Source organism: Providencia sp. AGC89 (assembly GCF_053543535.1).
Genome location: NZ_JBIXLP010000006.1, coordinates 1 through 15,036 on the forward strand (window position 1 = coordinate 1; position 15,036 = coordinate 15,036).

Sequence of the window (15,036 nt, forward strand, 5' to 3'; positions counted from 1 at the left end):
ATCAGACAATCTGTGTGAGCACTTCACAAAAACACTTCAATGGTAAGGAGGTGATCCAACCGCAGGTTCCCCTACGGTTACCTTGTTACGACTTCACCCCAGTCATGAATCACAAAGTGGTAAGCGCCCTCCCGAAGGTTAAGCTACCTACTTCTTTTGCAACCCACTCCCATGGTGTGACGGGCGGTGTGTACAAGGCCCGGGAACGTATTCACCGTAGCATTCTGATCTACGATTACTAGCGATTCCGACTTCATGGAGTCGAGTTGCAGACTCCAATCCGGACTACGACGTACTTTATGAGTTCCGCTTGCTCTCGCGAGGTCGCTTCTCTTTGTATACGCCATTGTAGCACGTGTGTAGCCCTACTCGTAAGGGCCATGATGACTTGACGTCATCCCCACCTTCCTCCGGTTTATCACCGGCAGTCTCCTTTGAGTTCCCGACCGAATCGCTGGCAACAAAGGATAAGGGTTGCGCTCGTTGCGGGACTTAACCCAACATTTCACAACACGAGCTGACGACAGCCATGCAGCACCTGTCTCAGAGTTCCCGAAGGCACTAAAGCATCTCTGCTAAATTCTCTGGATGTCAAGAGTAGGTAAGGTTCTTCGCGTTGCATCGAATTAAACCACATGCTCCACCGCTTGTGCGGGCCCCCGTCAATTCATTTGAGTTTTAACCTTGCGGCCGTACTCCCCAGGCGGTCGATTTAACGCGTTAGCTCCGAAAGCCACTCCTCAAGGGAACAACCTTCAAATCGACATCGTTTACAGCGTGGACTACCAGGGTATCTAATCCTGTTTGCTCCCCACGCTTTCGCACCTGAGCGTCAGTCTTTGTCCAGGGGGCCGCCTTCGCCACCGGTATTCCTCCACATCTCTACGCATTTCACCGCTACACATGGAATTCTACCCCCCTCTACAAGACTCTAGCTGACCAGTCTTAGATGCCATTCCCAGGTTAAGCCCGGGGATTTCACATCTAACTTAATCAACCGCCTGCGTGCGCTTTACGCCCAGTAATTCCGATTAACGCTTGCACCCTCCGTATTACCGCGGCTGCTGGCACGGAGTTAGCCGGTGCTTCTTCTGTCGGTAACGTCAATCGTTGATGATATTAGCATCAACGCCTTCCTCCCGACTGAAAGTACTTTACAACCCTAGGGCCTTCTTCATACACGCGGCATGGCTGCATCAGGCTTGCGCCCATTGTGCAATATTCCCCACTGCTGCCTCCCGTAGGAGTCTGGGCCGTGTCTCAGTCCCAGTGTGGCTGATCATCCTCTCAGACCAGCTAGGGATCGTCGCCTAGGTGAGCCATTACCCCACCTACTAGCTAATCCCATATGGGTTCATCCGATAGCGCAAGGACCGAAGTTCCCCTGCTTTGCTCCTAAGAGATTATGCGGTATTAGCCACCGTTTCCAGTGGTTATCCCCCTCTATCGGGCAGATCCCCATACATTACTCACCCGTCCGCCGCTCGTCAGCGAGAAGCAAGCTTCCCCTGTTACCGCTCGACTTGCATGTGTTAGGCCTGCCGCCAGCGTTCAATCTGAGCCATGATCAAACTCTTCAATTAAAAGTAGCTTGATGCTCAAAGAATGTCTTACTGACCGTAACGTTCTTTTGTTCGGCTAACGTTGTCGGCTTCACATCGCTTCCCCTCGCCGTACCTAAGTACTGTCTCGGGTTATCTCTGCTTGCCTTCGCGTTATCCTTCCAAAATAAGCGTTACTACCTTATTTCATATATATGAATTAACGTGTTAGTCACTCTTCAAGACTTAAAATCAAATATTTTTTTGATAGTGTCCTGTGAGTGCCCACACAGATTGTCTGATAAATTGTTAAAGAGCGTTGCGACATTTCTTTTGGAAATTCGACTCAGTTTTTATTAACTTAGGTCGTTATCGCGAGGTGGCGTATATTACGCTTTCCTCTGTGAGAGTCAAGCAATTTTTTGCTTTTTCTTTTCAGAATCTCTCGCTGCCGTTTCAGTGTTCATCGCGCTTTGCGTTGTCTTGTTCCCGGTCAGTGGATGCGCATTATAGGGGGTCTCAGAAATCTCGCAACCTTTTTTTTAAGATTTTTTGGCATTTTTAGTTCAACTGCTGCATTCCACAGCAAAACCCCCACTTATACTGAGTTATCCACGAAATTATCCACAGGCTAAAAATAATTTAAAATTTATCGCGCATTACGCAAACGTTTGCGTTACAATTGGCGCGAAATTTCAGCATTGATTTTATTTTTATGTTCTGAAATTGTTAGTGACTTATATATTGCTATTGAAGAAGCTTGCAAATTCCGCACTGCTTTTATAAATAGGTATATAAGAAGAGCACTCTGGCTTTCGCTAATTAGATATTGTTATTGCCTTATTTATTCAAATCCAAGGGATCTATCTCATGCAACTGCTTCGTCCTATTCGTCGTGCCCTGCTTAGTGTGTCTGATAAAACAGGGGTTGTTGAATTCGCTAAGGCGCTATCTCAACGTGGTGTTGAGCTTCTATCTACTGGTGGTACTGCAAAGTTACTAGCTGAATCAGGACTTAAAGTAACTGAAGTGTCAGATTACACAGGGTTCCCTGAAATGATGGATGGTCGGGTAAAAACATTGCACCCAAAAGTGCACGGAGGGATCTTAGGTCGCCGTGGTACTGATGATGCCATCATGCAATCCCATGATATTGCACCTATCGACATGGTAGTTGTGAATTTATATCCTTTTGCTCAAACAGTAGCAAAACCAAACTGCACACTTGAAGATGCTGTTGAGAACATCGATATCGGTGGTCCAACAATGGTACGCTCCGCAGCAAAAAACCATAAAGACGTTGCAATTGTGGTAAATAGTAATGATTACCAAACCATTATTGATGAAATGGATGGTCACGAAAACTCCCTTAATTGGTCAACACGCTTTGACCTTGCTATCAAAGCATTTGAGCATACAGCTGCTTATGACAGTATGATTGCTAATTACTTCGGTGAATTAGTTGCCCCTTATTATGGTGATACCACACAACCTTCTGGCCGTTTCCCTCGCACATTGAATCTAAATTTCATCAAAAAACAAGATATGCGTTATGGGGAAAATAGTCATCAAGATGCGGCGTTCTATATAGAAGAAAGCCCAAAAGAAGCGTCTATCGCGACTGCACAACAAATTCAAGGTAAAGCACTCTCTTATAATAATATTGCTGATACTGATGCAGCCCTTGAGTGCGTTAAGTCATTTGATGAGCCTGCGTGTGTGATCGTTAAGCATGCTAATCCTTGTGGTGTCGCAATTGGCAATAATATTCACACCGCTTATGACAAAGCGTTTAAAACTGACCCAACTTCTGCTTTTGGCGGTATCATCGCTTTTAACCGCCCATTAGATAAAGAAACTGCACAGGCAATTATTGAGCGCCAATTTGTTGAGGTGATTATCGCGCCTTCGATTGCTAAGGATGCACTGCCAATTCTTGAAACCAAACAAAATGTACGCGTACTTGAATGTGGCGAATGGAGTAAACCTGTTGCTGGCTTAAATTTTAAACGTGTCAACGGTGGTTTATTAGTCCAAGACCGCGATTTAGGTAGGGTTGAAGCCGAAGAGTTACGCATAGTCACAAAGCGCCAACCAACTGAGCGTGAATTAAAAGATGCCTTATTCTGCTGGAAAGTCGCTAAGTTTGTGAAATCAAACGCCATCGTTTATGCCAAAAATGACATGACAGTGGGAATCGGTGCTGGTCAAATGAGCCGAGTATACTCAGCAAAAATTGCTGGGATCAAAGCTGCCGATGAAGGCTTAGAAGTTGCAGGTTGTGCAATGGCATCTGACGCATTCTTCCCATTCCGTGATGGTATTGATGCCGCTGCCGCTGTTGGAGTGACTTGTGTGATCCAACCTGGCGGGTCGATTCGCGATAATGAAGTCATTGATGCTGCAAATGAACATGGCATCGCAATGATTTTCACAAATATGCGTCATTTCCGTCACTAGTTATTAGGAGTTTAATCATGAATATATTAATTATTGGTGGCGGTGGTCGTGAACATGCTTTAGCGTGGAAAGCGGCTCAGTCTCCTCTAGCCGATAAAGTCTATGTGGCACCGGGTAATGCAGGTACCGCATTAGAACCAGCTATTGAGAACGTTAATATTTCTGCTACTGATATTGATGGATTACTACAATTTGCGAAAGATAATCAAATCGATTTAACCATTGTAGGTCCTGAGGCTCCTTTAGTTATTGGTGTTGTTGATACATTTACACAAGCTGGGCTAACTATTTTTGGTCCAACTCAAGGTGCTGCCCAACTTGAAGGCTCTAAGGCGTTTACTAAAGACTTTTTAGCTCGTCATCATATTCCAACCGCAGCATATGAGAACTTTACTGAAATAGAACCCGCTTTGGCTTACTTAGATAAAGTTGGTGCGCCAATCGTGATTAAAGCGGATGGGCTTGCGGCAGGCAAAGGCGTTATTGTTGCGATGACTCTGCAAGAAGCTAAAGATGCAGTACATGATATGTTGGCGGGCAATGCGTTTGGTGATGCAGGGCATCGGATCGTAATTGAAGAGTTTCTTGATGGTGAAGAAGCTAGTTTTATCGTGATGGTCGATGGTGAAAATGTCATCCCAATGGCAACAAGCCAAGACCACAAGCGTGTAGGTGACGGCGATACTGGCCCAAATACAGGCGGAATGGGCGCTTATTCCCCGGCTCCTGTTGTTACTGACCAAGTACATCAGCGCGTTATGGAACAAGTTATTTACCCAACAGTTAAAGGTATGGATAAAGAAGGAAACCGCTATCAAGGTTTTCTATACGCAGGTTTAATGATTGATAAAGCAGGAAACCCCAAAGTGATTGAATTTAACTGCCGCTTTGGTGACCCTGAAACTCAACCTATTATGATGCGTTTACAGTCAGACTTAGTCGCTCTATGCTTAGCGGGTGCAAAAGGTGAACTGGCAGGCAAAGATTCATTATGGGATGAGCGCCCGGCTTTAGGTGTTGTGATTGCTGCCGGCGGTTACCCAGGTGATTACCGCAATGGCGATATAATTTCTGGATTGCCAACCAGTGAAGCAGCTGATAGCAAGGTATTCCATGCAGGTACTCGCATGAAAGAAGGCGAAGTGGTTACTGCCGGTGGCCGTGTATTATGTGTTACCGCACTGGGTGATGATATTGAAAAAGCCCAAACAAAAGCATACGAGACAGCTAAAAACATTCACTGGAATGATAGCTTCTATCGTAGCGATATTGGCTACCGCGCTATCGCCCGTATTAAGTAATAGAACAAATAATAGAAATAAAAGACCATAAGCTGATAAGAGGAAACTTTTATCAGCTTTTTTATTGCTTATCTTTCTTTTTATCTTTTTATTTTTTGAACTTGTTTTTGCCTTTTACCTTCACACCGCCAATGGCTCTAAGTATTTCGAATCACAGCAAAGCTGCAAGAGAGAGAATCTCTAGGAGCATACATAAGTATGTGACTAGGGTGAACGAACGTAGCAATGCAGCAGTGGTTCGAAAAACGACGAGCGGTTATTTATAAACTATCTCTAGAAGGTTGCCAGCGGCAAAAATCAGTATCCGCTACCATCAAAAGTTGTGTCCCCTCTGGAGACTCTAACCACGCTAAATTTAATTGTGAGTGCCAAATTTTTGCACGACTTTCTATCCAATTTTGTGCATAGGGTTCGAAAGTTACATCCCGAACCTCCCCTTCACAAGTTGTCACCTTCCCTTGCTGCCAATGCCCTTGATAAAGTTTTACATCGCCAACAATCAAAGCGGTATTAGTTTCAAGAATACGTTCAGCCTCAAAACGCCAACGCGCAATCTCATCTGTTGAAAGTGGGGTTTTACTATTTTGCTGGACACGCTGCATAAAAATAACTTCATCATTTTTATTAAAGCGTAATTGTTCCATGATATCGCCACTTTGTTGGTTTAGAACTTGGCTGCGGATCTGCCAGAGAGCACCTGAGCGATATTCAAAGAAATTAACGGAAGTCCCCGTACCTTTATAAGGACTATAAACGACCATTAAGACAAGAGGTTGGCTTTTTGCATCGTTGAGCCGCCACATACGAATGACGCCATCATCAGCAATAAAACCACTTGCGCTAAATTCAGGGAGTTTTGGCGCATTAGAAGAGCAGGCGCTTAGTATTGAGATGACTCCCAATACCAGCAACCCTTTTTGAATAAGCAAAAGGGGTAGTTGTTTACCCCTTCTGGCAATTCGTCTGTACAATGTACTTATTTTACTGCTTCTTTCAATGCTTTACCGGCAGAGAAAGCAGGTACAGTTGTTGCAGGAATTTGGATTTCTGCTTTAGTTTGTGGGTTGCGACCAGTACGAGCTGCACGATGGCTAACTTTAAAAGTACCGAAACCGACCAGTTGGACTTGCTCGCCTTTTTTCAGCGTTTCTGAAATAGCATTTAAAGTAGATTCTAATGCTGCTTTTGCCTGAACTTTGGTCAGGTCCGCTGATTCTGCGATAGCATCAACTAATTCAGTCTTATTCATAAATTATCCTTACACAGTGTGTTTATCGTTTGCAAAGCATCGAGTGCGTCGGATATGCCAAATTGACAGCCCCTGATACACGCCCCCGATAGCCACTTCTTCTTGCCCCTAAATGTAGACCAGAGTCGGGGCAAATGTGAAGCCTTAGTACTCAGCATTACTGCGCTAAGTCACGTTTTCGATAATGAAAACATGAATATTAGCTTAAAGTAATACCTATATTGCTCACCCCCGCTTCACGGAGGTCAGATTTTAATCCTTTAATTAACTCTAAGTCGCGCTCTTCACAAGCTGCCAGTAAACGGAAAATGTCCCACTGGATATCCCACTCTTCTTCTATAGCAGGTATGTCTTTGAGTTCTTCTTCTGTCATTTCCCGCCCTGCTTGAGTCATTTCGAGCATGGCAACTGTACGAATGGATGCTTCGCTAACCAATATTGCATGTTCGAGTGTTTCACCACTCAATTTTGAGTGAATGATTTCCCCTAATGCAATACAGGCATCAATAGCTGGATATACACCATACATATCGAAATCATCGGCTGTAGGGATAATTTCTTCTAATTTTTCTAACTGATTGTCGAAATTAACTTTGCTATCTTTGATAACCAATGTTTCCCATACTATATCGAGAATAGAGCGGTACACTTTGGCATCTGCAAATTCAGTTTGCTGACAAAACATTTGAAAGTTGGGATACATTCTTTCGCATAAGCTTGCCATAAATGTGACATGCTGCCAGCTTTCTAATTTTTCCAACCTCAAATGAATGGGATTTCTTAACATAATTTCTGACTCATCAATCTTAATACTTCGCAGTTTACCTGAAAATCTGTCAATGCCACATATTTTGCTGATAATTAGCTGATTTTCTCATTCATTCGCTTAAAAAACGTTCGATTTGATGCAATTCCATCAGCAAAACGGGTTGGTTCCGGCAATTTATATCCTCTTAGACACTGCTTAACCCATGTTAATGATGATGAAAAACCTATCTTATGACCTGGCGAAACATACAAGGGTTTGCAGCGTTTCTTGCTACGTAATACCCAACCTAATTGATTTTCACCCATCATTAATGGGCAACAACTTTCAGGCTCTTCACCTAATACAACATCATCACCACATAAACGGCTTTTGGCGACACCAATTGTTGCCACATTTGCTTGTAAGCCAAAGTGACAAGCAACACCAAAACGCCGAGGATGCGCAATCCCTTGGCCGTCAACTAAGACTAATTCAGGTTTGTGCTGTATTTTTCCCCAAGCCGCCATTAAGCCAGGTACTTCCCGAAATGAAAGTAACCCCGGGATATAAGGCAATTGGGTAGGGACTCGCGCTATTTGATACTCAACCAATTCTAATTGTGGCCACGATAAAACAACAATGACGGCTCTCGTGACTGTGCCTTGTTGCTCAAAACCTACATCTGCCCCACCAACCCATTTTGGATGCAACATTTCATCATGCAAAATAATTTGTGAAGCTTGGTCAGTTTGTTGTTGTCGTAATGATTGAGTATCTAGAACCATAATGCGTCCAATGCTTATCGAACTTAATTATTCTTAATCATAGATGATAATGGTGTACTTACAAGGTTCAATAAATACACCACAAATCAAGAACATCAATAAATGATAATTACTGATGGTATTGGCGAGAAAAACGGTGAACTGCGTCCACAAAAGCACCAGCGTGCTCAGGTGGAACATCTTGATGGATGCCATGACCTAAGTTGAATACATGACCCTCACCTTGGCCAAAGCCTGCAAGTATATTTTTCACCTCTTCTTCTATACGAGCAGGGGGAGCATAGAGCATTGATGGGTCCATATTTCCTTGCAGAGCGACCTTATCACCGACACGGCGACGAGCATCGGCAATTTCAGTTGTCCAATCAAGTCCTAAAGCATCGCAGCCTGTTGCCGCCATTTCTTCTAACCATTGACCGCCACCTTTGGTAAATAAAGTAACAGGCACACGGCGACCATCGTTTTCCCTGATCAACCCATCAATAATTTTTTGCATATAGTTTAGGGAGAACTGCAAATAATCACGCTTAGTGAGCACCCCACCCCAAGTATCAAAAATCATGATAGATTGCGCACCAGCTCGAATTTGCGCATTAAGGTATAAAATGACGCTGTCCGCCAGTTTATCCAATAATAAATGTAACGTATTTGGATCTTCATACATCATTTTTTTGATTTTGGTAAAGGCTTTGCTGCTACCACCTTCCACCATATAGGTCGCCAATGTCCAAGGGCTTCCTGAAAAACCAATTAGAGGTACATTACCTTCGAGGGCTTTACGGATGGCACGTACTGCGTCCATCACATAACCTAGTTCCATCTCAGGGTCAGGAATAGGAATATTTTTCACATCTGCCGCACAAGTAATGGGCTTGTGAAAACGAGGGCCTTCGCCAGTTTCAAAATAAAGGCCAAGCCCCATAGCATCGGGGATTGTTAAAATATCAGAAAATAAAATAGCCGCGTCTAATGGAAAACGACGTAATGGTTGTAACGTAACTTCACAAGCCAACTCTGTGTTCTTACACAAAGCAATAAAATCACCAGCTTCAGCACGTGTTGCTTTATATTCAGGCAGGTAACGCCCCGCTTGACGCATCATCCATACAGGGGTTACATCTACAGGCTGACGTAGCAAAGCACGTAGATAGCGGTCATTTTTTAACTCAGTCATTATTTACTCCATTATTATAAGTGGCCGCCGCAAATGGCTAAAAGCGAATATACCTATTGTAACATGTAAAAAGTAACATTATCAGCGCAGTACTATTTACTTATTTCATATTCCTGTTGGCGGCATAGCGCTACTGTGTCTTCAATCAAGCGCCTTGCAATTGTATCCCCCGGAGGGATAAGCGGTAATTCATTGTAATGATACCAATTTGCACTCACTAATTCTTTTGGATCAACTTGGATTTCACCACTTTCATAATCTGCTAAAAACCCCATCATTAATGAATGAGGAAAAGGCCATGGCTGCGAAGATACATAACGAATGTTTTTTATCTTTATATTACTTTCTTCCATGACTTCGCGGGCTACAGCTTCTTCTAATGTTTCTCCCACCTCAACAAAACCAGCAAGTACAGTAAATAATGGGTTTTGTGAGTGTCGTCGGTGCTGGGCTAAGAGAATATGATCATCACGGCGGATCCCGACAATAATGCAAGGCGCAATTTGTGGGTAATATCGCTCATGGCAATGGTCGCATAAGCACGCCCATTCGGTGCTACTATGGCGCATCGCAGTACCACAATATCCACAATAACGATGTGAGCGATAAAATTCAGCGAGTTGCACCCCGCGTCCGGCTAAACGAAATAACCCCTCATCTTGGGAAGCGACTAAGCGTGGAGAGGCCATATCCGATGGCATTTTTTCCGCAATTAACCAAACAATTTCACCTTGCCACTCACCAATTGGTGTCGCTATTTTTCCAATTAATGAATAGTCCTTAGCCGTTCCTCTAGGAATATCCCCACGAGGTAGCCATAAGCGACCAGCGAAACAGACGAACCACCAGCCACTTTCTGTTCCTACTAATGTTAATTTATCCATTTTTAGTATCTTTCGTTAATTTGTATATTGATAAAAACGAGACAATTATTCACACAATACACTTCTTTTAAAGAATGTCATTCAAACGTTTGTTTCATCTTTTTTCATCACTAATTTTGACACTTTTTAGACGAACCATTCCATAAAATGTCTAAAAAGTGTCACAAAAAGGTCAACTGTCTGTCACCTGTTAAAATTAGGATGCTAGGTAACCAATACGGCTCCTCAAGAGTGAGAACAAAGATGAAAGCAATTGTACCGGCAATTTTCCTATCACTAACAACCTCCAGCGTGGCATTTGCCTCAGATGCTAACCTAACAGAATTAATCAATGCCGCGAAAAAAGAAGGCCAAGTTTATAGTGTAGGCATGCCTGATACTTGGGCAAATTGGAAAGGCACTTGGCAGGATTTAGCTTCTCAATATGGTTTAAAACACCAAGATACCGATATGAGCTCGGCGCAAGAAATAGCGAAATTTGCTGCTGAGAAAAATAATGCCACTGCCGATATCGGTGATGTGGGCGCAACTTTTGGGCCAGTTGCGGTGTTAAAAGGGGTCACCCAACCCTATAAACCAACTACTTGGTCACAGATCCCCGATTGGGCAAAAGATAAAGATGGTCATTGGGCGTTGGCCTATACCGGCTCCATCGCTTTTATGATTAACAATGAGTTAGTCAAAGATGCACCAAAGAGCTGGGATGATTTGCTAAAAGGTAAATATAAAGTCACCGTTGGTGATGTCGGGATTGCTGCACAAGCAAATAATGCCGTTCTAGCTGCTGCATTTGCTCGTGGTGGTAACGAAAATAACCTAAAACCTGCCATTGAATTTTTTGCCGAACTGGCAAAACAAAAACGTCTATCCGTTAATGACCCAACCGTAGCTAATATTGAAAAAGGTGAAGTCGAAGTTGGGATCTTGTGGGACTTTAATGCCTTGAATTATCGTGATCAGATCAACCGCGATCGCTTTACTGTCGTGATCCCATCTGATGGTTCTGTGATTTCCGGCTACACCACTATTATTAATAAATACGCGAAAAACCCAAATGCAGCAAAACTAGCCCGTGAGTTTATTTTCAGTGATAAAGGGCAAATTAACCTTGCCGAAGGCTACGCTCGCCCAATTCGCGCACAATATCTAACTTTACCAGCAGATATTCAAGCTAAGTTACTACCAGAAGAACAATACAAAAATGTTCAGCCAATCAAAGATGCTGATGGTTGGGAAAAATCCTCTCGCAATTTACCGAAAATGTGGCAACAGCAAGTGCTAATCCACCAGCAGTAATCTAATCATTTGATTTTAGGAATAAAAGTCTGATGTCTGATAAAGTCATACTTGTTGTCCTAGACGGTTTAAATTATTCAGTAGCCCATCATTGCATGGGCTATCTCAATGGTCTTATCAAAGCCGACAGCGCAACACTATACAAGTTGGAATGCGAACTCCCTTCAATGTCCCGCCCACTGTACGAATGTATTTTAACGGGAGTTCCCCCCGTTAAAAGCGGTATTGTGAATAATGATATCGTACGGTTATCAAATTTCGATAGTATTTTCTCCCTCGCTCGTCTTGCTGGTAAAACTACGGCAGCAGCTGCTTATTACTGGGTTAGTGAACTATATAACCGAGCACCATTCGTTGCTGTTCGTGACCGCTTTACTCAAAATGAATTGCTACCTATTCAATATGGCTGTTTTTACCAAGCAGACCATTACCCTGATGACCATTTATTTATGGATGCCGAGTATCTTCGCAACCAATTTTCCCCTGATTTTTTATTAATTCATCCAATGAATATTGATGATACTGGGCATAAATTTGGTTTTGATTCTTCTCAATATCGCAATGCAGCACGTCATGCGGATATCATCCTGTCAAATTATATTCCCGAGTGGATCAAGCACGGTTATCAAATCCTCATTACTAGCGATCATGGTATGAATAACGACCGCAGCCATGGTGGCACGTTACCAGAAGAATGCTCAGTACCACTGTTTGTTATTGGTTCAAAATTTTCACACCAACCTTGTGATATAGAACAAACTGCCATCTGTGGCACTGTTTGCCGTTTACTTGGCGTGGACCCTATCGATAAATCAGTTTGTGAATCCCTATTACAAGGAGAAAATCATGGCTGATATTATCGCCCCCTGTGAGCAGGCTAACCAACAACAGGGAAAAATAGCCATGTTAAAAAAACGATTATCTCGTTTTCATTGGCATGCCTCACTATTGCTACTGCCATTTATCATACTATTTTGCTTATTCCAGATAGCCCCTATGGTTTGGGTACTAGTGAATAGTTTTATTTATGAAGAAACTTGGTCACTAGGTAACTATCTCGAAGCTTTTAGTAATGACTTTTATCTGCAAGCTTTCGAAAATACCTTATGGCTTTCTGTCATTTGTAGCGTGATAGGCTTATTTATCGCCAGTATAACCGCCTTTTCCATCTATAAAATGCAGGGAAAAGTACGCCGGATTATGATTTCTTTCACCACTATGGCAAGTAACTTTAGTGGTGTCCCACTTGCCTTCGCCTTTATTATTATTCTGGGATTTAATGGCGCTATCACTCTACAACTTAAAGCATGGGGGATTATTGAAGACTTCAATATTTACAGTGCGAGTGGCTTGATGCTGCTGTATATCTATTTCCAAATCCCATTAGGTATTTTATTACTTTATCCTGCATTTGATGCTTTAAAACCTGAATGGGAAGATGCCGCAAAAACGATGGGCGCCAGTAAGCTAACATACTGGCTAAAAGTTGCGATTCCGGTGCTTTCTCCCGCTTTACTTGGCACATTTATTATTTTGATTGCGAACGCGATGGGGGCATATGCCAGTACTTATGCACTGACAAGTGGTAATTACAACCTTGTGACTATTCGTATCGCCAGTTTAGTCTCTGGCGATTTGTTCTTAGAACCCAATATGGCCGCTGCATTATCTATGTTGCTTATTACTATTTTGGGGTTCATTACTGCAATCCATCACTGGTTAATAAAACGGAGCTACCATGCAAAGTAACTCTGCTATTGGCTCTGCTAACATACATAATCCCCATTCCAAAATGTGGGTTCATAAACTGATATTAATTAGTGTTGCTAGTCTACTAGCCCTACCTATATTAGCGACTTTTCTTTACTCAATTGCCAGTTCATGGGGCGCAACGGTGCTACCCGATGCTCTATCCATAAAATGGTATCTGCAATTGTGGCAAGACCCGCGCTTTTTAATGGCGTTTGGTCGCTCACTCATTATTTGTTTTGGCACATTGCTAGTAAGTACGCTAGTCATTTTACCGATGACTTTCGCGGTATTTTATCGTTTTCCAAAACTCAAAGGTTTAATGGATTTATTGGTCATTTTACCTTTTGCTATTCCTCCCGTGGTGTCCTCTGTCGGTTTACTGCAAATTTTTGCAGATGAGCCATTTATGATAGTCGGCACACCGTGGGTCCTCATTGGTACCTATTTCACTATCACTTTACCTTTTATGTATCGGGCACTCGCCAATAGCTTCCAAGGTATTCATTTACATGACTTAATGGATGCGGCTCATTTACTTGGTGCCAGTAGTTTTAAAGCGTTCATGATGATAGTGCTACCTAATATTCGTAAAGGTATGTTGGTTTCATTATTAATTTCATTTTCTTTTTTAATGGGTGAGTTTGTGTTTGCCAATATTTTGGTGGGAACACGCTATGAAACCTTGCAAATCTACCTTTTCAATATGCGCCAAACGAGTGGGCATTTCACTTCTGCACTCGTGATGTCTTATTTTCTGTTTACATTATTGCTGACATGGTTAGCAATGCGGTTAAATCGTTCAGGAGATGAATGATGAGTTATGTTATTGCTGATAATTTAACGAAGTCCTTTGGTTCAAACAATGTATTTTCTGATATCCAATTTACGATTGAAAAAGGCGAGTTTATTACTTTATTAGGGCCTAGTGGCTGCGGGAAGTCGACACTGTTACGTTGCATTGCAGGGCTTGAACAGCTCAACCATGGTGAACTCTACATTAATCGTAAAAATGTTACACAACAAGCTGCACAACAGCGTGGTGTCGGAATGGTATTTCAAAGTTATGCTTTATTCCCCAATATGACTGTGGCTGAAAATATTTCGTTTGGTTTAAAAATGCGTAAGGTCGATAGTAACGATAGAGTCAAAGCCGTTGCTGAGGTAATTGAAATGGTGGAATTACAAGGCAAAGAACAGCAATATCCACATCAATTATCTGGAGGTCAGCGCCAACGCGTTGCCTTAGCGAGAGCCTTGGTCATGAAGCCACAAATTTTGTTACTTGATGAGCCATTATCTGCACTTGATGCACGTATTCGTAAGCGTTTACGCCAACAAATTCGCCATATTCAGCGTGAATTAGGTTTAACCACCATTTTTGTTACCCACGATCAAGATGAAGCCATGATCATGTCAGACCGAATTTTTCTGATGAATAAAGGGCAAATAGTACAAAGTGATAGCGCAGAAAATATTTATACTCAGCCAGCTAACGAGTTTGTTGCGCGCTTTATGGGTCATTACAACCTTGTTGATTCGGAAAAAGCAAATGCAATACTAGGCCTTAACTTGCAAGGGTTACTCGCGATTCGACCTGAGTCGATTTATGTCAAGGAATCGGGTCGTCAATACGGTGAACATATATCGCACCCTGTTGATGCTATTATTGTAGATCACCAATTACTGGGGAATATTATTCGTTATAATGTAAATACGCCTGTCGGGGTCATGACTGTCGATTTACTCAATCGCTCATCAGAGCGTTTATTCGAGCCAGGTACTCACCTTGAATTAATGTTTAATAAAAACGAAATTCGCGCACTTAGCTAATAATTAGATAGGAATA

Annotated in this window: 13 protein-coding genes and 1 rRNA gene; 7 read left to right on the top strand and 7 right to left on the bottom strand. The window is 42.6% G+C overall.

From position 1 onward, the window contains the following. Positions 1–43 precede the first annotated feature (43 nt). Positions 44–1,583 (bottom strand): 16S ribosomal RNA (locus tag ACIPUA_RS01855). An 828-nt stretch (positions 1,584–2,411) separates the two neighbouring features. Between ACIPUA_RS01855 and purH the strand changes: the two genes are divergently transcribed. Then, complete coding sequence (gene purH, locus ACIPUA_RS01860; RefSeq protein ID WP_449059227.1) at positions 2,412–4,001, top strand: bifunctional phosphoribosylaminoimidazolecarboxamide formyltransferase/IMP cyclohydrolase; 1,590 nt, start codon at positions 2,412–2,414, stop codon at positions 3,999–4,001. 17 nt (positions 4,002–4,018) lie between these two features. Next, positions 4,019–5,302: a phosphoribosylamine--glycine ligase gene (purD, locus tag ACIPUA_RS01865; protein ID WP_042849014.1), complete on the top strand. Its 1,284-nt coding sequence runs from the start codon at positions 4,019–4,021 to the stop codon at positions 5,300–5,302. Positions 5,303–5,562: 260 nt separating this feature from the next. On the opposite strand, the gene ACIPUA_RS01870 is transcribed toward purD, so the two are convergent. From ACIPUA_RS01870 to nudC, 6 genes are all read right to left on the bottom strand, one after another. Beyond that, positions 5,563–6,204, bottom strand: coding sequence for a DUF1481 domain-containing protein (locus ACIPUA_RS01870; RefSeq protein ID WP_306804129.1), 642 nt, complete (start codon positions 6,202–6,204; stop codon positions 5,563–5,565). A gap of 74 nt (positions 6,205–6,278) precedes the next feature. Further along, on the bottom strand, positions 6,279–6,551 hold the full coding sequence (locus tag ACIPUA_RS01875; RefSeq protein ID WP_004264522.1) for an HU family DNA-binding protein: 273 nt from the start codon (positions 6,549–6,551) through the stop codon (positions 6,279–6,281). Positions 6,552–6,750: 199 nt separating this feature from the next. Next, positions 6,751–7,338, bottom strand: coding sequence for a YjaG family protein (locus ACIPUA_RS01880; protein ID WP_042849016.1), 588 nt, complete (start codon positions 7,336–7,338; stop codon positions 6,751–6,753). Positions 7,339–7,412: 74 nt separating this feature from the next. Continuing rightward, positions 7,413–8,084, bottom strand: coding sequence for a deoxyribonuclease V (gene nfi / locus ACIPUA_RS01885; protein WP_048605386.1), 672 nt, complete (start codon positions 8,082–8,084; stop codon positions 7,413–7,415). 109 nt (positions 8,085–8,193) lie between these two features. Continuing rightward, positions 8,194–9,258: a uroporphyrinogen decarboxylase gene (gene hemE / locus ACIPUA_RS01890; RefSeq protein ID WP_042849018.1), complete on the bottom strand. Its 1,065-nt coding sequence runs from the start codon at positions 9,256–9,258 to the stop codon at positions 8,194–8,196. 92 nt (positions 9,259–9,350) lie between these two features. After that, on the bottom strand, positions 9,351–10,142 hold the full coding sequence (gene nudC / locus ACIPUA_RS01895) for an NAD(+) diphosphatase (RefSeq protein WP_042849020.1): 792 nt from the start codon (positions 10,140–10,142) through the stop codon (positions 9,351–9,353). A gap of 243 nt (positions 10,143–10,385) precedes the next feature. On the opposite strand from nudC, the gene ACIPUA_RS01900 reads away from it, so the two are divergent. The 5 genes from ACIPUA_RS01900 to ACIPUA_RS01920 are packed head-to-tail and all read left to right on the top strand — an operon-like array spanning position 10,386 to position 15,020. Continuing rightward, complete coding sequence (locus ACIPUA_RS01900; protein ID WP_042849021.1) at positions 10,386–11,438, top strand: ABC transporter substrate-binding protein; 1,053 nt, start codon at positions 10,386–10,388, stop codon at positions 11,436–11,438. Between the two features lie 32 nt (positions 11,439–11,470). Beyond that, positions 11,471–12,292, top strand: coding sequence for an alkaline phosphatase family protein (locus ACIPUA_RS01905; RefSeq protein WP_042849022.1), 822 nt, complete (start codon positions 11,471–11,473; stop codon positions 12,290–12,292). Beyond that, entirely contained in the window at positions 12,285–13,187 is a 903-nt protein-coding gene (locus ACIPUA_RS01910) for an ABC transporter permease (RefSeq protein ID WP_042849023.1), read from the top strand. Before ACIPUA_RS01905 ends, ACIPUA_RS01910 begins: the two co-directional genes overlap by 8 nt. A gap of 43 nt (positions 13,188–13,230) precedes the next feature. Then, entirely contained in the window at positions 13,231–14,004 is a 774-nt protein-coding gene (locus ACIPUA_RS01915; protein WP_094301225.1) for an ABC transporter permease, read from the top strand. Beyond that, positions 14,004–15,020 (top strand): ABC transporter ATP-binding protein, encoded by a 1,017-nt coding sequence (locus tag ACIPUA_RS01920; protein ID WP_042849026.1) that lies wholly within the window; start codon positions 14,004–14,006, stop codon positions 15,018–15,020. The genes ACIPUA_RS01915 and ACIPUA_RS01920 overlap by 1 nt, the downstream gene beginning before the upstream one ends. The last annotated feature ends 16 nt before the right edge of the window (positions 15,021–15,036 follow it).